The 23160-nt window shown below is 58.9% G+C and carries 16 protein-coding genes; 7 read left to right on the top strand and 9 right to left on the bottom strand.

Features of this window, described 5'->3' with window-relative positions; all coding sequences use genetic code 11:
- Window positions 1-190: 190 nt before the first annotated feature.
- Entirely contained in the window at window positions 191-1561 is a 1371-nt protein-coding gene (gene eat, locus KW848_RS17415) for an ethanolamine permease (RefSeq protein WP_192410805.1), read from the bottom strand.
- A gap of 218 nt (window positions 1562-1779) precedes the next feature.
- On the bottom strand, window positions 1780-3300 hold the full coding sequence (locus KW848_RS17410; protein ID WP_024164580.1) for an aldehyde dehydrogenase family protein: 1521 nt from the start codon (window positions 3298-3300) through the stop codon (window positions 1780-1782).
- A gap of 423 nt (window positions 3301-3723) precedes the next feature.
- On the opposite strand from KW848_RS17410, the gene KW848_RS17405 reads away from it, so the two are divergent.
- The 4 genes from KW848_RS17405 (at window position 3724) to KW848_RS17390 (ending at window position 8088) form a co-directional block, all read left to right on the top strand.
- A complete protein-coding gene (locus tag KW848_RS17405; RefSeq protein ID WP_218537568.1) occupies window positions 3724-5637 on the top strand; it encodes a sigma-54-dependent Fis family transcriptional regulator in 1914 nt (637 codons plus the stop codon).
- A 195-nt stretch (window positions 5638-5832) separates the two neighbouring features.
- On the top strand, window positions 5833-7182 hold the full coding sequence (gene mpl, locus KW848_RS17400) for a UDP-N-acetylmuramate:L-alanyl-gamma-D-glutamyl-meso-diaminopimelate ligase (protein ID WP_218537567.1): 1350 nt from the start codon (window positions 5833-5835) through the stop codon (window positions 7180-7182).
- Complete coding sequence (gene ubiX / locus KW848_RS17395; RefSeq protein ID WP_111451183.1) at window positions 7179-7811, top strand: flavin prenyltransferase UbiX; 633 nt, start codon at window positions 7179-7181, stop codon at window positions 7809-7811. The genes mpl and ubiX overlap by 4 nt, the downstream gene beginning before the upstream one ends.
- Window positions 7804-8088: a YceK/YidQ family lipoprotein gene (locus KW848_RS17390; RefSeq protein WP_111451182.1), complete on the top strand. Its 285-nt coding sequence runs from the start codon at window positions 7804-7806 to the stop codon at window positions 8086-8088. Before ubiX ends, KW848_RS17390 begins: the two co-directional genes overlap by 8 nt.
- A 56-nt stretch (window positions 8089-8144) precedes the next feature.
- Here KW848_RS17390 and KW848_RS17385 read toward each other — a convergent pair whose 3' ends face one another.
- The 3 genes from KW848_RS17385 to KW848_RS17375 form a co-directional block, all read right to left on the bottom strand.
- A complete protein-coding gene (locus tag KW848_RS17385) occupies window positions 8145-8786 on the bottom strand; it encodes an oxidoreductase (protein ID WP_218537566.1) in 642 nt (213 codons plus the stop codon).
- A gap of 27 nt (window positions 8787-8813) precedes the next feature.
- Complete coding sequence (locus KW848_RS17380; protein WP_218537565.1) at window positions 8814-10532, bottom strand: C13 family peptidase; 1719 nt, start codon at window positions 10530-10532, stop codon at window positions 8814-8816.
- Window positions 10533-10644: 112 nt separating this feature from the next.
- Window positions 10645-11100, bottom strand: a complete 456-nt coding sequence (locus KW848_RS17375; RefSeq protein WP_218537564.1) for a MaoC family dehydratase — start codon at window positions 11098-11100, stop codon at window positions 10645-10647.
- Between the two features lie 195 nt (window positions 11101-11295).
- Here KW848_RS17375 and KW848_RS17370 point away from each other — a divergent pair, with 195 nt between their 5' ends.
- Genes KW848_RS17370 through KW848_RS17360 form a run of 3 tightly spaced genes read left to right on the top strand, consistent with a single transcriptional unit; the run spans window position 11296 to window position 12972 of the window.
- A complete protein-coding gene (locus KW848_RS17370; RefSeq protein WP_008152799.1) occupies window positions 11296-11658 on the top strand; it encodes a CidA/LrgA family protein in 363 nt (120 codons plus the stop codon).
- Entirely contained in the window at window positions 11655-12371 is a 717-nt protein-coding gene (locus KW848_RS17365) for an LrgB family protein (protein ID WP_008152800.1), read from the top strand. Before KW848_RS17370 ends, KW848_RS17365 begins: the two co-directional genes overlap by 4 nt.
- A 10-nt stretch (window positions 12372-12381) precedes the next feature.
- Complete coding sequence (locus tag KW848_RS17360; protein WP_008152802.1) at window positions 12382-12972, top strand: LON peptidase substrate-binding domain-containing protein; 591 nt, start codon at window positions 12382-12384, stop codon at window positions 12970-12972.
- A gap of 15 nt (window positions 12973-12987) precedes the next feature.
- Here the strand turns inward: KW848_RS17360 and KW848_RS17355 are convergent, their stop codons facing one another.
- The 4 genes from KW848_RS17355 to KW848_RS17340 all read right to left on the bottom strand — a co-directional run bounded on the left by KW848_RS17355 (window position 12988) and on the right by KW848_RS17340 (window position 23045).
- Window positions 12988-15024 carry a hypothetical protein gene (locus tag KW848_RS17355; protein WP_218537563.1) on the bottom strand — a complete coding sequence of 679 codons (2037 nt, stop codon included), beginning with the start codon at window positions 15022-15024 and terminating at the stop codon, window positions 12988-12990.
- A gap of 471 nt (window positions 15025-15495) precedes the next feature.
- The gene (locus KW848_RS17350) at window positions 15496-17889 is read right to left on the bottom strand and encodes a hypothetical protein (RefSeq protein WP_218537562.1); all 2394 of its coding nucleotides are present in this window, start codon (window positions 17887-17889) and stop codon (window positions 15496-15498) included.
- A gap of 73 nt (window positions 17890-17962) precedes the next feature.
- Entirely contained in the window at window positions 17963-21199 is a 3237-nt protein-coding gene (locus tag KW848_RS17345; RefSeq protein WP_218537561.1) for a calcium-binding protein, read from the bottom strand.
- A gap of 529 nt (window positions 21200-21728) precedes the next feature.
- Window positions 21729-23045, bottom strand: coding sequence for a bifunctional DedA family/phosphatase PAP2 family protein (locus KW848_RS17340; RefSeq protein ID WP_218537560.1), 1317 nt, complete (start codon window positions 23043-23045; stop codon window positions 21729-21731).
- Window positions 23046-23160: the final 115 nt, after the last annotated feature.

Here is a 23160-nt window from a genome sequence, read left to right as displayed (position 1 = left end):
TCCTGATTCTATAAACAACTCAAATACACCGCCGAACCCCTGTGGGAGCGGGCTTGCTCGCGAAGGCAGACTGACATTCAACATGGGTGGTGAATGACACTCCGCCTTCGCGAGCAAGCCCGCTCCCACATGGAAACTGCGTGCACTTCAATAGGGCAGGCGCCGGCAATCAGCCCGGCGCCGGTGCAACTCAGACGCCTTCGAGCATCGCGTCCGCCGGCGCATCGAAGCGCTGCTTGGCGGTCAATTGGAAATACAGGTAACCGGCAGCCATAAACCCGAGGAACACACACCCGATCAGTGTGTTGAACCAGGCCATCGCCACCAGGCACACCACCGCCAGGAACAGCGCAATCCCCGGCACGATCGGATAGCCCGGCGCGCGGAAGGTGCGTTCAAGGTTCGGCTCGGTTTTACGCAGTTTGAACAGGCTCAGCATACTGATGATGTACATCACGATGGCACCGAATACCGACATGGTGATCATTGCTGCCGTCAGGGTCATGCCTTGCAGATTGACCAGGCCGTCGCTGTAGATCGCCGCGATGCCGATCACGCCGCCGACCAGGATCGCCCGGTGCGGGGTCTGGAAGCGCGAGAGCTTGGCCAGGCCGCGTGGCAGGTAACCGGCCCGGGCCAGCGCAAAGAACTGTCGCGAGTAGCCAAGAATGATCCCGTGGAAACTCGCCACCAGACCGAACAGGCCGATCCACACCAGCATGTGCATCCAGCTCGAATTGTTGCCGACCACGGCTTTCATTGCCTGAGGCAACGGATCGTTGATGTTCGCCAGTTGACGCCAGTCGCCAACGCCGCCCGCCATCACCATCACGCCGATGGCCAGGAACACCAGGGTCAGAATGCCACTGACATACGCCCTGGGAATCGTACGTTTCGGGTCCTTGGCTTCTTCAGCCGCCATCGCCGCGCCTTCAATCGCAAGGAAAAACCAGATCGCAAAGGGGATCGCCGCAAAGATGCCGGGAATCGAGCCCATGGTGAACTCGTTGGCGCCCGACCAGCCGTTAAGCGCGAAATTACTGAAGCTGAAGCCCGGCGCAACGACGCCCATGAACACCAGCAATTCGGCGACCGCCAGCACGGTGACGACCAGTTCAAACGTCGCGGCGATGCTGACGCCGAGGATATTCAAGCCCATGAACACGAAATAGGCGCCAACGGCGGCGATCTTGGGGTCAAGTTCAGGGTATTGCACATTGAGGTAGGCGCCGATGGCCATGGCAATCGCCGGGGGGGCAAAGACGAATTCGATCAGCGTGGCGATGCCGGCGATCAGTCCGCCTTTCTCACCGAAGGCCCGTCGGCTGTAGGCAAACGGCCCGCCCGCGTGGGGAATCGCGGTAGTCAATTCGGTGAAACTGAAGATGAAACAGGTGTACATCGTCGCCACCATCAGAGCGGTGACGAGGAAACCCAGGGTCCCTGCGGTGCCCCAGCCGTAACTCCAGCCGAAGTACTCGCCGGAAATCACCAGGCCGACGGCAATGCCCCATAAATGCAGGGTGCCGAGTGTGGGTTTGAGCTGTGTAGTAGAAGTCATAAGTCCTCGCTGTCTTTTTTATTTTTTGATTTGTTGGACTTTCAAGTACGAAATTTTCGTGTAGAGCGGGCACGCAAAGCCCGTGCCAGAGCGGCAGGGCAATGTTTTTCGGTGTCATTGAGGACGCCATCGCTGGCAAGCCATGCTCCTACAGGTACAACGCAGTCCTGTAGGAGCCGAGCTTGCTCGCGATAGCCGTTACGCGGTATCGCGCCGGATTAGAAGAAGCCCAACGGATTGATGTCGTAGCTCACCAGCAGGTTTTTGGTCTGCTGATAGTGATCGAGCATCATCTTGTGGGTTTCACGACCGACGCCGGACTTCTTGTAACCGCCGAACGCAGCATGTGCCGGGTACAGGTGGTAGCAGTTGGTCCACACGCGACCGGCCTTGATGGCGCGGCCCATGCGATAGGCGCGGTTGATGTCGCGGGTCCAGAGGCCGGCACCCAGGCCGAACTCGGTGTCGTTGGCGATGGCCAGGGCTTCGGCTTCGTCCTTGAAGGTGGTGATGCTCACCACCGGGCCAAAGATTTCTTCCTGGAACACGCGCATTTTGTTGGTGCCCTTGAGCAGGGTCGGCTGGATGTAATACCCGGTCGCCAGGTTGCCCTCGAGTTTTTCCACCTTGCCGCCGGTCAGCAGCTCGGCGCCTTCGCCCTTGGCGATTTCCAGGTACGAAAGGATTTTGTCGAATTGCTGCTCGGACGCCTGGGCGCCGACCATGGTGTCGGTGTCCAGCGGGTCGCCACGTTTGATCGACAGCACTTTCTTCATCACGACTTTCATGAAGTCGTCGTAGATCGACTCTTGCACCAGGGCGCGGGAAGGGCAGGTGCAGACTTCGCCCTGGTTGAAGAACGCCAGCACCAGGCCTTCGGCGGCTTTTTCGATGAAGCTTGGCTCGGCCTTCATGATGTCTTCGAAGAAGATGTTCGGCGACTTGCCACCCAGCTCCACGGTGGACGGAATGATGTTTTCAGCGGCGCATTTCATGATGTGCGAGCCGACCGGGGTCGAGCCGGTGAAGGCGATCTTGGCGATGCGTTTGCTGGTGGCCAGCGCTTCGCCGGCTTCTTTGCCGAAGCCTTGCACCACGTTCAGCACGCCCGGTGGCAGCAGGTCGCCGATCAGCTCCATCAGCACGGTAATGCCCAGCGGCGTTTGCTCGGCAGGCTTGAGCACCACGCAGTTACCGGCGGCCAGGGCCGGGGCGAGTTTCCAGGCGGCCATCAGGATCGGGAAGTTCCACGGGATGATCTGCCCGACCACGCCCAGCGGTTCATGGATGTGATAGGCCACGGTGTTGCCGTCGATTTCGGCAGCGCTGCCTTCCTGGGCGCGGATGCAACCGGCGAAGTAGCGGAAATGGTCCGCCGCCAGCGGGATGTCGGCGTTGAGGGTTTCACGCACGGCTTTGCCGTTGTCCCAGGATTCGGTGATTGCCAGGACTTCGAGGTTCTGTTCGATGCGGTCGGCGATTTTCAGCAGTACCAGCGAGCGAGCCTGGGCGGACGTGGCGCCCCAGGCATCAGCGGCCGCGTGGGCAGCGTCCAGGGCTTTTTCGATGTCTTCAGCCGTGGAGCGCGGGAATTCGGCAATCGGTTGGCCATTCACTGGCGAGGTGTTGGTGAAGTACTGACCTTTGACAGGCGCGACGAACTCGCCGCCGATGTAGTTACCGTATTTGCTCTTGAACGAAACGATAGCGCCTTCAGTACCGGGGTGAGCGTAACGCATGGTGATTTCTCCTTGGCTTTTGTGCTTATAAGGGAGAGCGCATGTGCGCCTGCTATAAGCGTAGAGCAAAGGTCGGGCCACTGCGTTGCAGGTCAGGTAAATCAAGGCTTTACGCGGTTTTTGTCGGACCGGCGGACTCTGTCTGTGACGGTTTCGGTACGGCCCCTGTGACACTTTGTACCGCTTCTGGCGCAACGTGTGACGGGTCGGTCTCGCCAGCATTGCAATGCACGTCGCGCTGGAGGATGCTCGGAGCCCATATGACTCAGTCATAGCGATCTATGCACCTGCTGCATAACCTGTAGGAGCAGAGCTTGCTCGCGATGGCGTCCTGACATTCAATGTTGATGTTGGTTGTACAGACGCCATCGCGAGCAAGCTCAGCTCCTACAGGGGGTAAACCGCTCGGGAGAACAATAAGAAATGCACGACAACCATTTGAGTCGCCATGCCCAGCAGGTCCTGACCGTCACTCAGGGCAAATCCCACCTGCACGGTCCCGGCAGCGACCCGTCGATTGCCCGTTCCTGGCTGCGCTGTCTTGAGGATTATCACCTAGACCCCGCCCTGACCATGGCGCCGACAGTGCTGGAACATGGCCGCGTACTCGAAAGCCGCGAGCGCTTGCAGCAAGTGCTGCACATCGCCGGCAGCGAAATGACCAGCCTTCATCAGCAGCTCTCCGGCGCTGGCCACGCGGTTCTGCTGACCGACGCCCGCGGGGTGATCCTCAATTGCGTCACCGCGCCTGCCGAGCGGAAGATTTTCGAGCGCGCCGGCCTGTGGCTCGGCGCTGACTGGAGCGAAGCCTGCGAAGGCACCAACGGTATTGGCACCTGCCTGGTGGAGCGTCAGTCCCTGACCATCCACCAGGATGAGCATTTTCGCGGCCGTCACACCGGCCTGACCTGCTCGGCGAGCCCGGTGTTCGACCCTCACGGCGAATTGCTGGCGGTGCTCGACGTGTCCTCGGCGCGCCATGAGGTCTCTCGTCAAAGTCAGTTCCACACCATGGCCCTGGTCAATCTGTCGGCGAAGATGATCGAGAGCTGCTATTTCCTGCGCTACTTCGACAATCAATGGCTGCTGCGTTTTCATCTTCAGGCCGAATCCGTCGGACTGTTCAGCGAAGGGCTGCTGGCGTTCGACGGGGAAGGGCGAATCAGTGCGGTCAACCAGAGTGCGTTGAACCTGCTGGGGCATATTCGCGGTGGGTTGCTGGGCAAGCCAGTGGAGGCGTTTTTCGATTGTTCGCTGGATGACTTGCTCGGCCGCGCAAGTGTCAACGCCAGCGCCAGTTGGCCATTGCGTACCCGAGACGGGCGGAGTCTGTTTGCGGTGTTGCGCGGGCAGCCACGCAGCATTCCGGTGCCGGTGGTGCAAAGTGCGGTGATCGCCGAACCTTCGCGCTTATCGGGCATTTGTTTGGGCGACACGGGGTTGCAGGAGGATTTCCGTAAATCCTTGCGTGTGTTCGAGCGGGACGTACCGTTACTGATCAACGGCGAAACCGGATCCGGCAAAGAAGCGTTTGCCAAAGCCGTCCATCAGGCCAGCCAGCGAGCAGAAAAAGCCTTCGTCGCCCTTAACTGCGCGGCGATCCCCGAAAGCCTGATCGAGAGCGAACTGTTTGGCTATCGCGGCGGCAGCTTTACCGGTGCGCGCAAGGAAGGTATGCGCGGCAAGTTGCAACAGGCCGATGGCGGGACTCTGTTCCTCGATGAAATCGGCGACATGCCCCTGGCGTTGCAGACCCGGCTATTAAGGGTGCTGGAAGATCGTCAGGTAGTGCCGATCGGCGGCGAGCCGGAGTCGGTCAACGTACGAATCATCAGCGCCACTCACCGTAATTTACTGGAGCGGGTGCAGGACGGCAGCTTCCGCGAGGATTTGTTTTACCGGCTCAACGGGCTGGAAGTTACGCTGCCGGCGCTGCGTGATCGCAGTGACAAGTCTCAGTTGCTCGACTTTTTGCTGGCCGAAGAGGCGGGCGGGGAAACCGTATTGATCGACGGTCCGGCACGCCAGGCGTTGCTGGCCTTCGCCTGGCCGGGGAACGTGCGGCAGTTGCGCAATGTGCTGCGCACGTTAGCGGCGTTGTGCGACGGTGGGCGGATCGGGCTGGAGGATTTGCCGGTGATGATTCGTCAGGCTCGACCGGTGCCGGTTGTTGCCGTTGAAGAACCGTCGGAGCATCCGCTGGATGATGCTGAACGGTTGGCCTTGCTGAATGCGCTGGAACAGACGCGTTGGCATATGACTCATACAGCGGAGCAGTTGGGCGTCAGCCGCAATACCCTCTACAGAAAACTGCGTAAACACGGGATAGCCCGCTAGGCCGTTGATCGTTCCAACGCTCCGCGTGGGAATGCCTCCCCGGACGCTCCGCGTCCGCTTTTGGGACGCAGAGCATCCCTTGCTGCATTCCCACGCAGAGCGTGGGAGCGATCAGCGTGGGGACGATCATTAAAGACAGAGTGCGAATTTTCCCACCCTAAGCTAACCTGCGGCCATGTTTTACGAGGTCGACTAATGCACATTCATATTCTTGGTATCTGCGGCACTTTCATGGGTTCGATGGCGGTTCTGGCCAAAGAGCTGGGCCATCACGTGACGGGCTCCGATGCCAACGTCTATCCGCCGATGAGCACTCAGCTTGAGGCCCAGGGCATTGAGTTGACCCAAGGCTATGACCCGGCGCAGCTCGATCCGGCGCCGGATCTGGTGGTGATCGGTAATGCCATGTCCCGTGGCAACCCGGCTGTCGAATACGTGCTGAACAAAGGCCTGCCGTACGTCTCCGGCCCGCAATGGCTGGCGGATCACGTGCTGCAAGGTCGCTGGGTGCTGGCCGTCGCCGGTACTCATGGCAAAACCACCACCAGCAGCATGCTCGCCTGGGTACTGGAACACGCGGGCATGAGTCCGGGTTTCCTGATCGGCGGCGTGCCGCAAAACTTCTCGGTGTCCGCTCGTCTGGGTGATACGCCATTCTTCGTGATCGAAGCCGACGAGTACGATAGCGCGTTCTTCGACAAGCGCTCCAAGTTTGTTCACTACCGCCCGCGCACGGCGATCCTGAACAACCTTGAATACGATCACGCCGACATCTTCCCCGATCTGCCAGCCATCGAGCGGCAATTCCACCATTTGGTGCGGACCATCCCGAGCGAAGGCCTGGTGATCCACCCGACCACCGAGCCTGCGTTGCTGCGCGTCATCGAAATGGGCTGCTGGACCCCGGTGCAAACCACCGGTGCCGGCGGTCAGTGGCAGGTCAAACTGCTCAGCGAAGACGGTTCGAAATTTGAAGTGATGTTCGAAGGTGTTGCCCAAGGTGTGGTCGAGTGGGACATGACCGGCCAACACAACGTCGCCAACGCCCTGGCCACATTGGCTGCGGCGCGCCACGTCGGTGTTGTGCCGTCCATGGGCATCGCTGCGCTCAGCGCATTCAAAAGCGTCAAGCGCCGGATGGAGAAAGTCGCGCAAGTACGTGGCATCACCATCTATGACGACTTCGCGCACCATCCGACGGCGATTGCGACGACCCTCGACGGTCTGCGCAAGCGCATCGGCGATGCACCGCTGATCGCGATCATCGAGCCGCGCTCCAATTCCATGAAACTCGGCGCTCACCGCGACGGCTTGCCGGAAAGCGTGGTCGATGCCGATCAGGTGATCTGGTATGCGCCGGCCAACCTCGGTTGGGACCTGGGGGCCACTGCTGCGTTGTGCACGGTGCCGTCGATCGTCAGCGATTCGCTGGAAGGCATCATCGAGCGCGTGAAGAGCCAGGCCCAGCCCGGCACTCACGTGGTGATCATGAGCAACGGTGGCTTCGGCGGCCTGCACGGCAAACTCGCCGAGGCGCTGCAATGAACAACGGCCCGGAACGCATCACGCTGGCGATGACCGGGGCTTCCGGCGCCCAGTATGGTTTGCGTCTGCTGGACTGCCTGATTCGTGAAGACCGCGAGGTGCACTTCCTGATTTCCAAGGCGGCGCAACTGGTGATGGCCACCGAGACTGACGTTACGTTGCCGCCGAAAACCCAGATGATGCAGGCCTTCCTCACCGAATACACCGGCGCTGCCGCCGGGCAGATTCGGGTGTATGGCAAGGAAGACTGGATGTCGCCAGTGGCTTCGGGCTCCGGCGCGCCGGCAGCGATGGTGGTGGTGCCGTGTTCCACCGGGACCTTGTCGGCTATTGCGACGGGGGCTTGCAACAACCTGATCGAGCGTGCTGCCGACGTCACCTTGAAGGAGCGTCGCCAGCTGATTCTGGTGCCGCGTGAGACGCCGTATTCGAGCATTCATCTGGAGAACATGCTCAAGTTGTCGAACATGGGTGTGACGATTTTGCCGGCGTCACCAGGCTTTTATCATCAGCCGCAAACCATCGACGACTTGATCGATTTTGTCGTGGCGCGAATTCTCAATCTGCTGAACATTCCCCAGGACATGCTGCCGCGTTGGGGCGAACATCATCTGACCAGCGATGAATAAGCTGCTGGCAATGGTGCTGGCGCTGCAATTGGCTGGCTGCGCCACTGCGCGAACGCTCGATGCCGCCAAGCCAGGGGCGCCGGTGGTGTATTCGGGAACGCGTCTGGATTTGTATGCCTTGAATGGCGGCTGCTGCGCCATGGACCGCTTCGGCGCCGAAGCCCCGAGCTACCCTGGCGTCGACCTGCCGGCCAGTGCGTTGCTCGACACGCTGCTGTTGCCGCTGTCTGTGCTCACGGTGATCGGGGTAAGTTTTCAGGCGACGGGTGGGTTGTAAAATTGAGAGCGGCTCTTGTGGCGAGGGAGCAAGCTCCCTCGCCACAGGTCTGCGGATTATTTGCCTAACTTGCGCAACTCATCCGACTCCACAATCCGCACCCCATCCTGCTCTTCCAGCGCCAGTCGCCACATGGCACGGGCCAGTTGGCAGGCTTCGATGCCGCGGTATTTGCCGGGGATCAAACGGGACAAGGGCCCGACGAATTGCTCAGCCATACGCGGTTCCATACGCTCGCCCAGCAACAACGAAGGTCGGCAAATGGTCAGTTGCGGCCAGTCCTGTGCGCGCAATGCATATTCCATCTCGCCTTTGACCCGGTTGTAGAAAATCGGGGACCTGCGATCGGCACCCAGGGCACTGATCACGATCAGGTGCCGTGCGCCCATCTCCCGTGCACGTTTGGCGAACGCCACCACCATGTCCAGGTCCACCGCACGAAAGGCCTCTTCCGAGCCGGCTTTCTTGATAGTGGTGCCCAGGCAGCAGTAGGCGATGTCGACGCGACCATTCAATTGCGGCAGAAACACTGCTGGGTCGCCGACCGGATTTTCCAGGTGGGGATGCTCGGCCAATGGCCGGCGTGAGGGCGCCAATACTCGTGAGATCGTGGGCTCATTGAGCAGGCGATCAAGTAAATGTTCACCGGTCAACCCGGTAGCTCCGGCAAGCAATACGTGTTGAGGCGTCAAGTACATAGTGTTTCCCCCTTGATACTCTTCAGCTTAGTTGCTCTTTGCATCCTTGCTGTCGGAGGAGACACTTCGAAGCGCTTTTCGTGCCTGCTGCTTGCGTAACAACTGCCAGTGAGAGAGGACGGTTTTCGGCGCCCAGATCTGCGGTTCAGAGGCTTCGAAGCTGTCCGCAAGCTCGCGTTCCGCAACGGTGGCCCTGGCCAGTTTGAAGGCTTGCTCCAGGTCGTCGGTCTGGTTCAGTGCCTGGGCGAACAGCGCGTCGCCGAAGTAGGTGAAGTTGGCTTCTTCCGAGCAGCCAAAGGACACGCGGTCAGCGCGCGAGGCGGTCATGATCAGGGTGCGTTCATCCTTGAGAGCCGGAATGAATCCACCGGAGTAACAGGACGAAATCACGATGATCTTGTCGCGGTTTTTCAGCGGAGAGAGCACCGTGGCGAGTTCGTCGGCCGGCAGATCGGACAGTTCCATGCGCGGCTGGTCGAGCACCAGTTCGTGTTCGCTGGAGCCGTGGCTGGTCAGGTAGATGAAGATCAAGTCTTCCGGGCCACTGCGTTCGGCCAGGGTGGCGGCGGCGCGGCGCAGGTTTTCCCGGGTGGCCATCGGCCGGTCGACGAGGTGGTCGCGATGGTTCACCAGGCGGATCTGGCCAAACGCACCAAAGCGGCTGCTGAGCATGTTGCTGACGTAATCGGATTCGCGCAGGAACACGCTTTGCTTGCCGTCACCACCCAGGGTCAAGGTGTACAACTCGACCGCTGGGGTCGAAGCCGGCACGTTGGACAGTGCATCGTTGAGCAAACGGCCCTGTGCCAGCAAACCGAGTTCCAGGCTATCGGGCAGCAGCTTGCCATCGGCATCGCGAACCCGCTGGCCATTGACCCACGTACCGTTTTGCACCGTGCCGTCAGTCAGCACCAGGGTGCCGTGCCCCGAGTAACTGTCACCGTCGAACTGACCAATGTAAAAGCTGCCGTCGGGCAGGTTCAATCGACCTTGGCCGGAGAAGCGCCAATCGCTGAACTGGCCGATGTAATGGCTGCCATCGGCACCGATCAACTCGCCCTTGCCGTTCAGCGAACCTTCCTTGAATTGACCGAGCCAGACATCACCGTCGGCGTTCTCGTAGCGGCCCTTGCCGTGCAGTTGGTTGTTCTTGAAGCTGCCGACATACATATCGCCATCGGCGCTGTTGAACGTCCCGTTGCCTTCGAGCTGACCGTCGACGAAATGCCCGGTGAACTGATTGCCGCTGGCGTCGCTCCGTTGGCCTTCGCCGTTGGGTTTGCCGTGGGCGAACTGGCCCTGATACGAACTGCCGTCTTCGAGTTCGAGACGACCGAGCCCTGAATATTGATCGGCCTTGAATTCACCGCGGTAGGTCATGCCGTTTTCTTTGAGGGTGCCTTCGCCGTCCCGTCGGCCGGCTTTGAAACTACCGGTGAAGCTGCTGCCGCTAGTGGTCAGCGTGCCCTTGCCGTCGAACAGCCCCAGGTTGAATCCCCCGCGATAGACTTCGCCGTTACTGCCGTGCCATTCGCCCTGGCCATGCCATAGGCCCTTGTCGAAATCGCCGGCGTACCAGCTGCCGTTCGGGTAATCGATACGGCCCTGGCCTTGCAGCAATCCGTTGACCAGTTCGCCGCGATAACGTCCACCGTCCGGCAAGCGAGCGTCGGGGGGCAACAGCGATTCGCCGTCGCCGCAAGCGGTGAGCAATAGGGTCAGAGCGAGGAGTGCAAGTGGGCGCATAGCGGGATCCGGGCAATTAGGCGACCGAGTATGCCGCAGCTGTTTGACCTTATATAGCCAGGAAACAGGAGAGGGCGCGAAACAGCGTGAGCTGCTTCGCATCCGGGATGGGTTACACGAAGCAGAGAGACAGTGGCTCGGCGATGTAGGCCGGCTTGTCCGAGCCTTCGATCTCAAGCGTGGCGGTGGCCTTTAGCAGCCATTGGCCGGGTTTCTTCTCGGTGACTTCGTTCATGTCGACCTTGAGTCGTACCCTGGAATTGACCTTCACTGGCTGGATGAAACGCACGGTATCCAGACCGTAGTTGACCACCATCTTCACCCCTTCAGGGAGGATCAGGATGTCTTCCATCAGTTTGGGAATCAGCGACAGCGACAGGAAACCGTGTGCAATGGTGCTGCCAAATGGCGTTTGCGCGGCTTTGACCGGGTCGACGTGGATGAACTGATAGTCCCCTGTGGCCTCGGCGAACAGGTTGATGCGCTCCTGATCGATGGTGAGCCATTCGGAACGTCCGAGTTCCTTGCCGACATAATCTTTGAGCTCTGCAACTGGAACATAGGGCATTGAGACTCTCCTTGGGTTCATCGGTTTTATAGTTTTGAGGTGGGGGGATTTGACCTCCCGGATTACCACTTTAGATCAACATGGCAAATGGCTCCGGTCAACTGACCATGATTTTGGCGAATGCCGGTCTATAGCGTTGGCGTGCTTATAATGCTCGGCCCGTTTGTGCGGGATGATATTGGCGGGAGATGACGGATGTTGTTACGTGGCCTGACCTGGCTGGTGCTGTTCCAATTGCTGGGCACAGCCATCAACCACTTGTTTTTACCGATACTGCCGGGGCCGATTGTCGGCCTGCTGTTGCTGTTGGTATTCCTGATCAGCCGTGGCCAGGTTGGCGAACCGCTGAACCTCGCGGCCAGCAGTCTGCTGCGTTACCTGCCGTTGTTGCTGGTGCCGCCCGCCGTGGGTGTGATGGTTTACGCTAAAGACATTGCCGCGGATTTCTGGGCCATCGTCGGTGCGCTGGTGTTGTCTCTGTTGCTGTCCATGGCCTTCGCTGGCGTGCTGATGCAGCGCATGGTCAAGCGTCACGCTCATCGTGAGGATGGCCAATGATCTTCGACTGGCACGGCGCCTGGGCGTCGGTGATTCATCATCCGTTGTTCGGCATCGGTATTACGCTGGGGGCTTATCAGCTGGTACTGGCGGCGTTCGAGAAAACCCGCTGGATCTTTCTGCAACCGGTGCTGGTCTCGATGCTGCTGGTGATCGGCGTATTGGTGGGTTGCGGCCTGACCTATGCCGAGTACCGCAAGAGCACCGAGATCCTCAGCATCCTGCTAGGGCCTGCGACCGTGGCGCTGGCTGTACCGCTGTACCTCAATCTGCGACGCATTCGGCAGTTGTTCTGGCCGATATTTACTACGCTGGTGATAGGTGGCGTCGTCGCCACCGGCATGGGTGTATTGCTGGGCTGGTCGTTTGGTGCCGAGCACATGATCCTGATGACCATGGCGCCGAAGTCGGTGACGTCGCCGATTGCCATGCTGGTGGCAGAGCAGATCGGTGGCGTCGCGGCGCTGGCGGCCGTGTTCGTGTTGATTACCGGGGTGATCGGGGCAATCTTCGGGCCGAGTCTTTTGACCAGGCTGGGTGTGCACAGCCCTGAGGCGCGCGGTATGGCATTGGGCATGACGGCGCACGCGGTAGGCACTGCGGTGGCGATGCAGGAAAATGAAGAATGCGGCGCCTTCGCGGCGCTGGCGATGAGTCTGATGGGCGTGGCCACGGCAGTTTTCCTGCCGTTGGCGGTGTCGATGGTGGTGTAAGGAAATGTCTATGAGCTTGCCGCTTTTTCCGCTGAACACAGTGTTGTTTCCTGGCTGCATCCTCGATTTGCAGATCTTCGAGGCGCGCTACCTGGACATGATCAGTCGCTGCATGAAGCAGGGCGGTGGCTTTGGCGTGGTGTGCATCCTCGACGGCGAAGAAGTCGGCATTGCCCCGGCGGGCTACGCGCTGGTCGGATGCGAGGCGCTGATCACTGATTTCAAACAGCAGGACAATGGTTTGCTGGGCATTCGGGTGCAGGGTGGGCGGCGTTTCCACGTGTTGCGCACCGAGATTCAGCGCGATCAGCTGACTGTCGCCGAGGTCGAGTGGCTGGAGGACGAACCTGAGCAGCCGCTGCAAGACGAGGACGCCGACCTGGTTGCGCTGCTCAAAGCCTTGGCCGAACACCCGATGGTCGAAGCGTTGAACATGGGCACCGAGGCAACCGGGCAGCAGTCGTTGGCCAATCAGTTGGCGTACCTGTTGCCGTTTGCCGAAGTGGACAAGATCGACCTGCTGCAACTCGATGATCCGCAGCAGCGACTGGATGCAATTCAGGCGCTGCTGGATGAGCTGCAAGGCGAGTTGTTCGCCTAGAGCCTGCCGACAGGATCAGGCGGTTGTCGGCGTTATCAAGTCAGGCGTAAAGACCACGTCGTTGGAGAACACTTCCTTACCGGCGGGAAAGTTAATCACCGGTTTGTTTGCCGCCGCCACCTGATCGATCAACATGTCGTAGTCACTCAGGTTGTTTGCGCCGGCCCATGTCCGCTCTTCGATACTGTCAGCCTCGCCTCTGGTTGAGTGGTCGGCGTGAACATAGGATTGCAAGTAGATGTCACTGACCCGTGCTGCGCGGGTAAAGGTCGAGTTGACCAGCCAGATCCGGTCTGCGCTGAAGCCGCGGCTGGATATTGAGATATGGCCTTCCAGATCATCATCGGGAAACCAGGTTTTACCGCCGGTTCTTTTCGATTCGTCGAGCGCATCCCTGTTGAAATGATAGTTTTCACGAGCCGGGACGATCTCGATGTTGCGGGTGTCGAGCAGGTAACAAAAGGCAATGTTCTGGTTGAGTCTTTTCGGGTAATAGTCCTTTTCCGTGATCCGTCCCGGTTCGCTGTCCGAGCCACTGTCGGCGTCGGAGTCTGCCGCACTGTCAACGGATTCTGTATCGCTCGACTGGGTTCGGCTCAAGTCGCCGGGGTACTTGTGGTACTGAGTGTCGTACAGAAGTTCTTCTATCCCGGATTGCTTGCCGAACTGGCGGATGTACTGTTTCGCGTTGTTCAGACTAAAGGTTGCGCTGACAGCCTTTTGTGTCGTTGAGCCCTCACCGAGATCCTGGCGCGGGAGCATATGGCCGTCCCGGGAAAATTCGAAAGGCGTGCGGTCATCGCCCCTGAACATCGCGGGTATATCGGTACGGTACAAACAGTTGTATTTATTGCGCTTGTACCCGGCGTACGCCAGTAAGCCATCGAGATAGGTGCGGGTGTAATTGGCATTGAAATCCGTAAAGCCCCGCCCGCGGTTTCGCAGGCTGAAGATTTCAGGCAGCAACTCCTCGTAGGCGTCGTCGAACCGGTTGACGTTTGTCTCATCGATGGACGTTTGTTTATGGTTCTCGGCCCACTGCGGGGCGGTGCCGTTGGCTTGTATCTCGGCGAGCATCTGTGTGAGTTGCCGGTTCGACAGGTTGTAAGGCTTCATCGTCGCCGCCACCTCATCCAGGGTTTTGTGCGGGCCGCGCAAGTTCATCCGGACTTGAAGCCGTTCAAGAAGCTTGCCTCTTTCTTCTGCGGTTATACGCGCCATCTCGACGTAATCAGGGGTGTTTCCCGTCTCTGTGGTCGGCTGCGTATCCGGCAGGCGCGGTGGTGTCGCCGGCAAACCGGGCCCCGATAGATCCTCGATCAAGGGGCGTTTTTTAGAAGGCCCTGGTTGCTCGTCGATCAGGGGCCGCTTTTGGGGAGTTGGTTGAGGATGGCGCTGGTTGAGCTGCACATTGTCGAACATCGCCTTCAATTGCCCGTACGAGTGTGGCTCCATTAACTCGGCAAATTCGTCCTGCTGCTTATCAGGTGCCATCCAGCGTCGCAATTCGTTGATCAGATGGGGTTTGCGGCGTCGGTTTGTACGCGGTTGCGCCCATTGTGGCTTGTTGCCGGTACTGGCGACCTCGGCGCGAAATCTGCTGATCTGTGCTCCCTGCAATCCGTAAAAGTCCCAGATGTCGTAGTCCGTCCAGGCGGGAATTTGCTGCGCAGGCTGATTGATCGGGGTATCTGGTGGATCGACTCTGACAAAGTGTCCGTTGATATCGACAAAAGCATATTGGGTCGTCGGACCGACGAGCGGGTCCGCGTCCTGTTTTTTATGCATCACCACATACCCATGAAGATTGGTTGCCTGTGGGGCCCAGGTGTAGTGGGCAATGTCGACGTAGCTTTGTGCGGGGAGTTGTTGTGCAGACGCCGGTTGTGGCGCAGGCGATGGTTTGATCGAGGACTCGCCGGGCAGCGACTCGGCATCCAGGCGCCAGGTTCTGCTATCTGGGTTGAGCCGCAATGTAGGTCCCGAGGCCGTCAGTTCATTACGCCGTTTTGCCCGATACATTCCGACAGCGGCGTCGAACTCGACAAGCACCGTTCCACCGGACTGAATATCGACGTACCGGCGTTGTGCCTGGACTCTAAACCCGTCAGCGTCGGGTGCAGGCAAGAGGTTTGAAGAGGATGTGGACAGACGGAACAGGTGCAGTGGGTCGGAGCCGGAAGCGGCGGTTGGTGCTCCGGCAGTGGGGGTGTCCTGGACATTCAAGGCGGGCAATGGCAGTAGAGAAGGCTGAGTCAGGGAGGGGCCAGAGATGGGTAACAAGGGGGCTGGCGGCGTAGTGTCCGATGACATGCCTGCCTGCAGATTTGGGCGAACGATTGCAGAGTGCCCTGTCCCCTGCAGTGGCGGCAGATTCAATGCGGGTGGTTCAGGTATGTTTATTTTCGGTATTGAAGATACTGGTGGTTTTGGCATGTTGGAATCCTTTCCAATAGTGGCCTGAAAGGGACCGGCTCCCGGAAGTCGAGGGCCGGTCTTATTCAACGATGAGCAGAGCTGACCTTATGGAAACACAATGTCGTTAGAGTATATTTCCCCGTCAGGAAGTTTGATGACAGGTTTGCCCAAGTTTGCGGCCTGATCGATCAAGTCGTCATATTCCCACTCGTTGTGGTCACCGCTCCATGTTCTTTCTTCAATGGGTCTGCCCGCACGGGGTCTGTGCCTGGCGGACTCGGGCTGACGTAGGTACAGGGCGCAGATGTCATTGATCTTCGCTGCACGTGTCCCGCTCGAGTTGATCAGCCAGATCCTGTCAGCACTTAAGCCGCGCGCAGACATTGAAATGTGGCCTTCATATGAATCGTCGGGAAACCAGATCTTTTCACCGGGCTTTTTTTCGGTTCGCGCATAGGCATTGAAAGCCAGGTTTTCTTCGCCAGGCACAACTTCAATATTGCGGGTGTCGAGCAAATAGGTAAACCCGATGCGCTGATTTTGCCTTTTTGCGATGTAGTGTTTGTCATGGAAGCGTAAGAGCGGGTTACCTGAGCTGTCCTCATCACTGCTGGATGAACTCTCGTCACTGCTTGATGAACTCTCATCACTGCTAGATGAACTATCGTCACTGCTTGATGAACTTTTGCCTCTTTCTTCGTATCTGCGGGTTCCGCTGTAGTCGATTAATTCCCCTGGGTATTTGTGATGCTGAGTGTCATACAGCAACGCTTCCACCTCTGGAGCGCTGCGAGCATGTACATATGCCTCCGATAGACTGAACGTTGCGCTCACGGCTTTTTGTGTGGTTGATCCGACACCGTGTTTCTGGCGTGGGCGCATGTGATCCTCGAAAAACTCGAAGGGGTTGCGGTCGTCCCCCCTGAACATGGCCGGAATATCGGTTCTGTATAAGCAGTTGTATTTGTTGCGCTGGTACCCGGCCTTTGTGAGCAGGGCATTGAGATATGGACGGGTGAAGTTGTCGGAGAAGGCGATGTTGCCGGTTGACTGGTTTCTGAGGTGCAGTATCTCGGGCAACAGTTCTTCGTAGACTTCATCGAACCGATGAGGGTTGGTTTCGTCCATGGAAGAATGTCTGAGGTCCTCAGCCCACTGGGGAATGCGCCCTTGGGCCTGCACGTCACTGACCAGTCGCGAGAGCTGTCGCGTCGACAGATTGTAGGGTTGAATCTGGCGGGTGATCTCCTCCCGCGATTTCGCGCCGGGTCCCGTGCTTGTCAGGGATCGAAGTTGTTCGATCAGTTGGTCTCTCAGTGCTCCGTACTCAACGGACTTCGTAATGTAGTCGGGCACTGCGGGACTATCCGCTGTGGGGGATTGTTCGTCCGCCAGGCGTGGGCGCTTTGCCTCCGCTCCGGTTTGCGCTTGCGGGTTGGCCAGCTTGCGTTTGTGTACTTCACGTTGGCGCCTGGCGACCGAATCGAGACTGACCCTGTCGAGTTGCGCCGCCCATTGCTCGACCGAATAGTTCAGAGGCTCCATTCGCCGATTAAATTCATCCCGGCTCATATGTGGCGCCAACCAGCGGCGAAGTTCATCGAGAAGATACGATTTCTGAAGCCGCTCCTGTCGAATGGAGGCCCATCGCGGCTTCATCCCGGTGACCGTGACTTCGTCGCGGAAACGGGTGATATCACTGCCGGAAAGATCGTACATATCCCACAGTTCACGGTCGGTCCACGCGGCGAGTTTGGTCGCTGGCTGGTCGATCGGGGTCGAGCCCGGTTCGACTTTGACAAACGAACCGTTGTCATCCTGAAAGGCCGTATGGGTTTCGGGTCCTACGTGTGCGTCCAGGCCTCTTTTTCGATGCAGAATGATGTATCCCTGAAGATTTGTTGCGTCCGGGTTCCAGACATAGTGTGTGCTATCAAGGTAGATGCGTGGGGCGATAGCAGTCGTTGACATGTTTACTGGCGGCGGGGCGGGGGGATCGAGGCTCCAGCTTTTTCCATCGTTGTTCAGGTGCAAAACCGGCCCGCTGGGAGTCACTTCGAAGCGACGTTGTGCCCGGTATGTGTTCGTGCCGGCGTCATAGCTGACTTGGACAGTACCGTTGCCCGGGATGTCGGCGTACAGGCGTTGGGCATGGATTCGCAAGCCGGCGTCGTTTGGCGGGGGCAACGTGTTTGCCGAGTAGACCGACACTCGAAACCCATTCAATGGATCATTGCCGAGAGGACGTGTCGGCACCGTGGACCCAGCGAGTGCCTGTGTTTGTATCGGCTGCGGGACGTCGGGCAACAGACCGGGTGTCAGCCCAGGCGCATGGGGCGTGCCATCAGGCCATCCCGCAGCAGGTTGCATCGACTCCAGCCCTGTGTTCATGCGAGTGCCCGGGAGCGACGCATCCGCTTGCAGTCGCGGCGGGGTCGTCGTCGGCAGCTCAGGCAGGTTGATTTTGGGTATCGAAGATATCGGTGGTTTGGGGGCCATGTTGGAATCCTTTCCAGTGTTGAAGCGGTAGCCGCTTCGTTGTTTGAATGAAATCAGGTGTGGCGCAATTCGATCATTGATCCATTGGGGTTTCGTTCACGGGCGCGCGCACGATGTGCATGTCCTCATGTTGCAGCTTGCGCGACCAGTCACCTTCGAGCGTCCAGTCTTCGGCGACGCTGTCGTAGTAAATGGCTTTGCTGTCATCGTCACGCAATTGCAGATTGCGGATGAGCACCAGGTCGGTCATCGGTTCGTTGCCTTGGCGATGCAGACTGATCCCTGCCTGGATCGCGTCGATGCTGGAATAGGCCTGGGCATTGATTTCTGCCAGAAGCACCACGGCAAATTCCTGTTCGATGTCATACCGGTGACCGGATGAGGTGAATACGCGCACCGTTTCCATCAGCGCGTCACCGGTCTCGTCATTGGGCAGCAGAATAAGGATGTGGCCGACCCATAGCTGCGCGCCGTTCAGGCGGATGTGCTCGCGGCCGATCGTCTCACTCAGGTGCTGTGTATGAATATTCCAGGTTGAAGTACCGATGGCAGTGGCAATCGCGACCGAAGTCGACAGCCTGAGGATGGTGTCGGCCGCCGGATGAATGTCGTAGGTCGCGGCCTGTCCCTCCAGCACGAGAATGCCGGCCTGGGGCGCGGCCTGGATGTCCACCCGCAAGTCCTGCGGTTTAAGCACGGTGGGCGGGTGGGCAGCGGGTTGCTGCATCAGGTAGTGACCGCTGCGCTCAACCAGCGAGCGGGGCGTCAATACAGTCCTGTGACCCTGTTGGAGTTGGTCTTCAAGATAGGAATGGTGCGGCAGTCCTACCCGATAGGAGATTCCGTCGCGCATGATGAGCACAAAGTTGTGTGTGGGCATCAGCCCCGACGCGATCAGGTTGCCCATGACATTGCTACCAACCCCCGGGCGATTGCGGGCCATGTCTTTGAGCGTCAGGCGCTTTTGATCCGTGAAACGCAAGGTCAAGTTGACGTCTTGGTAGCGCAGGTAGTTGGAGTTGATGTTGCGCGTTGACCTGATCGTGTAGTCAGCCTCTACGGCTTCTATTTCATGACTGTCGTAGTCCAGGAATAGTGTGCTGAGCGTCGTTTCGCTCACGTGCCGGACAGCCAGTACGGTCGAGGCCAAATGTCGATAGACGAAGTAGCTTGAGTGCGATGCGCTGGAGGCGACATGGTCTCCTCCGTTCAACAGTTGCGGCGGGGTTGCAGGTTTGCCCCGCGCCAGGATGATTGCGTTGACGTCGACGCTGTCGCGGCCATCGAGCTGTTGCGGCAAGTCAGGTTTGAGTGAGTAGAGATCCTTGGTGCGCACTATCAGTTTGTCGTTGCACAGCAGGCGTTTGTCGGCTTCCTGGCGATAAATCCCTTTGACCGTGACGGTTATCTGCGGCAGTTCTCCATCTATCCCGTGAAGTGCGGACAGCACCAGCGAAGTTCCTTCGACCCGCCAGCCTTGAATGCGCTCGAGCGTCCAGTCGAGGTCGATGAGACTGGGGTCCTGGCCATCTTCGATCAGTGTGGTGGCGTCGGTTTTGTCGGCGATGATGTAGTGATCTTCGCCGGGACCGCCGTTGGCCTGGCTGTTTGGCCCTTTGATCACAATCGTGTCGGCACCTGCGCCGGTGTCGGCAATGTCCGCGTTTCCGCGCAGGACGATTCGGTCCGCCTGCGAACTGCCGGTGATGCTATTCGCGGCGTCCGCCAGCGTTTCGACAGTTTCCACAGACTCAAAGCGCAGCGGCGGGGTGTCGGGGCTGGCGCGCAGGTTCAGTTGCCCTGTTTGCAGGTCAATGCGCACGCCCTGATGCGGCTTGTCGCGCGAGACCTTGCCTTCCAGTTGCAGCGTGTCATTGCCGGCACCACCTCGCAGCTGACTGCCTGACAGATCAGTGGGCTGGAGAGTGTCGGCGGCGATCCGAAAGCTGAAAATATCATCCTTGTCGCCACCAGTGAGGGTCTTTTTTCCCGCGCCGTAGCTGAACTGGTTGGGTTTGTCCCTGACCCCCACAACGGTGTCGTCGCCGCCTCCCAGTTGCCAGAGGATGGCCTTGTGCTCGCCCGCGCTGCCGATGATTGCGCCCGGAATGTGGCTGATGCCTTGGCTGGCATCGAACGTGTCGTCGGTTTCCTTGATGACGGCTTCCTTTTCCTCGATGTAAGGACTTTCGCCGCCTGCATCGTCCCACTGGTATTTCCAGTGCTTGACGGTCTGCAATTCGACTTGATAGCTGCCTAACACTACCGCTTCGACAGTGTCTTTCAATTCGTTGTCCAGCCAACCTCGGGCCGTCTTTCTCAGTAGCTCGCTGTAGTTGCTGTCGGTCTTGGCGACGAGGTAGCGGTCGAGAATGTCTCGATCCATGGTTTGCCCGGTGAACGCAAACCAACCCGAGCGCAAGCGTTCGTGGGTGCTCAATGTAATGTAATCGTCGATGTCATCGACCTGGCGGGCGGCACCGTAAATTCTTGCACCCAGGATGAGCACGGCACCCGCCGCAATCCCGATCGGGCCGGCTGCACTGAAACCGGCAAGTGCCGCTATACCCAGAACAATGCTCAGCCCGGCGCTGGTCAGGCTAAGCGCTGCATTGAAGTAGTGATCCTGAGCTTGTTTGCCGGTGGCGGTGGCGGCGTCGTTGAACGCTTTGATGGCGGTGTAGATATCGAAGGGAAGAGTCAGGACGCTGGCAAGCAGGCCGGCGCCGCGTGCCAGGTACTTGCCGGCACTGGTTTTGCTGAACCCTGTAAACACCTTGCCGCCACTGAGCATCATGTTTCTGCCGATGTTTTCCAGACCTCGCTCGAGGAACAAAGACCCCACCTCGGCAGTGATCCCGCCTACGTTGATGCCGGCTTCAACCAGGTCGCCTTTCTTCAGTGCTTCTGCGGTGCCCATGATGCCGCTGTAGATGCCGTAACCCTGGAGCCCGACGCCCATGCTGGTCATGCTGCGGCTTTTGACCTTGTCGGCCCAGCTCGGCAGGTTTTCAGGCAGCGATGGGGTACTCAATGACAATTGCTGGGCGGAGTCCAGCAGTTTGCCAAGGCTTTGCATGGACGCTGACAAGTCGGAGGATGATGCTGAAAGCAAAGATTGGGCGCTGGCCGAACGCAGAACGCCGAGTTCAAACAACAACCCCGCGCAGCTGTCGCTATGTTGAGGGGATTGCAGCCTGCCCTCGATCTTGGCCGGATCAAATTGCAGGGCGTTTATGAACGTCTGGTCGGGCTCAAGCTGAATCGGATGATTTGCGTTGATCACCTGGCCATTGAGTCTTGCCCCCATGTCATACAAGTCCTGGCGACTGATGGTTAATTCGCCAATGCGAACCGGGCCGTTCAATTGATCCTGGAGTAAGAGTCTGTTCCGGCGTTGTTCATCTTGGGGCGTGGATGAGGGCATCCGTGCCGAGAGAGAAGGGGGCGTTTCGGTAATACGGATGTTTCTCGGCAGTGTTGGATTTTGCCCGGTGGATATGGATGGCGTGGACATGTTCGCGTATCTCTTTTTTCATATAGATGTCATTCGGTTCTTGGGCCTCATATTGGCGTTGAACAGTATTGTTGAGGTGGATGTTGCAGGTGCGGTACATATTTATAGCTTTGGTTATTTTATATGCTCTCGTGGGCGCTTTTTTTGGGGGATGCAATGATGTTGTAAGTTGAGGTTGAATTAAGTAACGCGATAAATAGGGGGCGCTGTTTCATCAACTACTGCGATCTTCTGACGGTAATAGCGGTCAGTCCAGGTAGTTCACAGCTTCTCTTCGAAAGGAGAAGCTGCTTTCAGCTTGGTATCTGCGAGCCTTTCGCTATCAGTACGAGTAACGCAACAAAGCGTGAGGCAAATTCCACAGCGCGAAGAAGCCGAACAATGCCATCAACACCGGCAAGACCAACCACCAGACTTTGGTCGGCATCGGATTCAGGACTGTCTGGCGCTGGGTCACGGCCAGGCTGGCCGCACAAACACAAGCTGCCAGTACCGCTCCGGCCAGGACATCGGTTGGCCAGTGCGCGCCCAGATAAACCCGAGACATGGCGATGGACACAGCCGGCAAGCAGCCGAGCAGTAGCCAGGTCAGGCGCATGCGCGTTGGCTGGCCTCGGCCAGCCAGTACCGCCAGGGTCAGGAACAGCGCAAACGAACCAGACGAATGACCACTGGGCATGCTGTAGCTGCTCAGTGGATCGGCCAGTACTTCCGGGCGCATCCGGGCAAACAGGTTTTTGGTTCCGGTGTTCGCCAGCGCGGTGATCAGCAGCGTGCTGCCGGCGAAGAGCATGTGTCGCCATTGTCGGGTAACCAACAGCAGGATCGTCAGCACCGCACTGATCACGAACATGTTTTTGAACTCGCCGAGCTGGGTGAGCATCACCGCTACTTCATCCAGCAGCGGGCTGCGGTGCTCCTGTACCAGCGTCATCAAGCCCTGATCGAAGGCGTTCAGATGCGCAAAGCCAATAAACAACCCACCGAGGATCACCAGGCTGAGGCCGGCGATGTATACGGTCACCAGGCGATGAGCGCGCACGCTGCTGTTGACGCTCAGGCCTACCAGCGCCGCGATGCTGCCGACCACCAGCCCGACCTGTGGCCAGAAACCTTCCGGCAACGGCAGGCGAATCGCCGCGCCCGTGGCCCAACCGGGTAGCAGGTAAGCGACGCTCCAGCCAGCGGCGGCCAGCAAGCTGACGGCGGCGAAGCGCGGGAAGGGCATGTCGAACATCCCCGCGACCATCGGCAGCATCGGCCGCAGCGGACCGATGAAGCGCCCGACCAGCAGGCTGGCGATGCCGTAGCGCTGGAAATACGCTTCGGCGCGGGCGATCCATTCCGGATGATGGCGCAACCCTGGCAGGCGCCGGATGTTCTGATGGAAATGTCGCCCGATGAAGTACGAAACGATGTCCCCCAGCACCCCGGCGAGAAAGCCCAGCAGCAGCGTTTCACCCAGCGACAGCGCGCCACTGCCGGCCAGGACCGCCACGGCAAACAGCAGCACCGTGCCAGGTACGATCAACCCGGCAATCGCCAGGCATTCCACAAAGGCCACTATGAACACCGCCGCGGCCAGCCATTGCGGGTTGACCGTCAACCAACCGGTCACGCTATCGAGCCATGGGCCCATAAAAACAACTCCATCGATTATTCAATTGGCCCCAAGGGACAAACGCGATCTTCAAAACGCTATAAATCCCCTGTGGGAGCGGGCTTGCTCGCGAAGGCGGAGTGTCAGTCGGCAC

The organism is Pseudomonas sp. PDM25 (genome assembly GCF_019219045.1).
Taxonomy (GTDB): Bacteria; Pseudomonadota; Gammaproteobacteria; order Pseudomonadales; family Pseudomonadaceae; genus Aquipseudomonas.
Note: the sequence above shows the minus strand (reverse complement) of the source record. Positions and strands in the feature narration are given on the sequence as shown.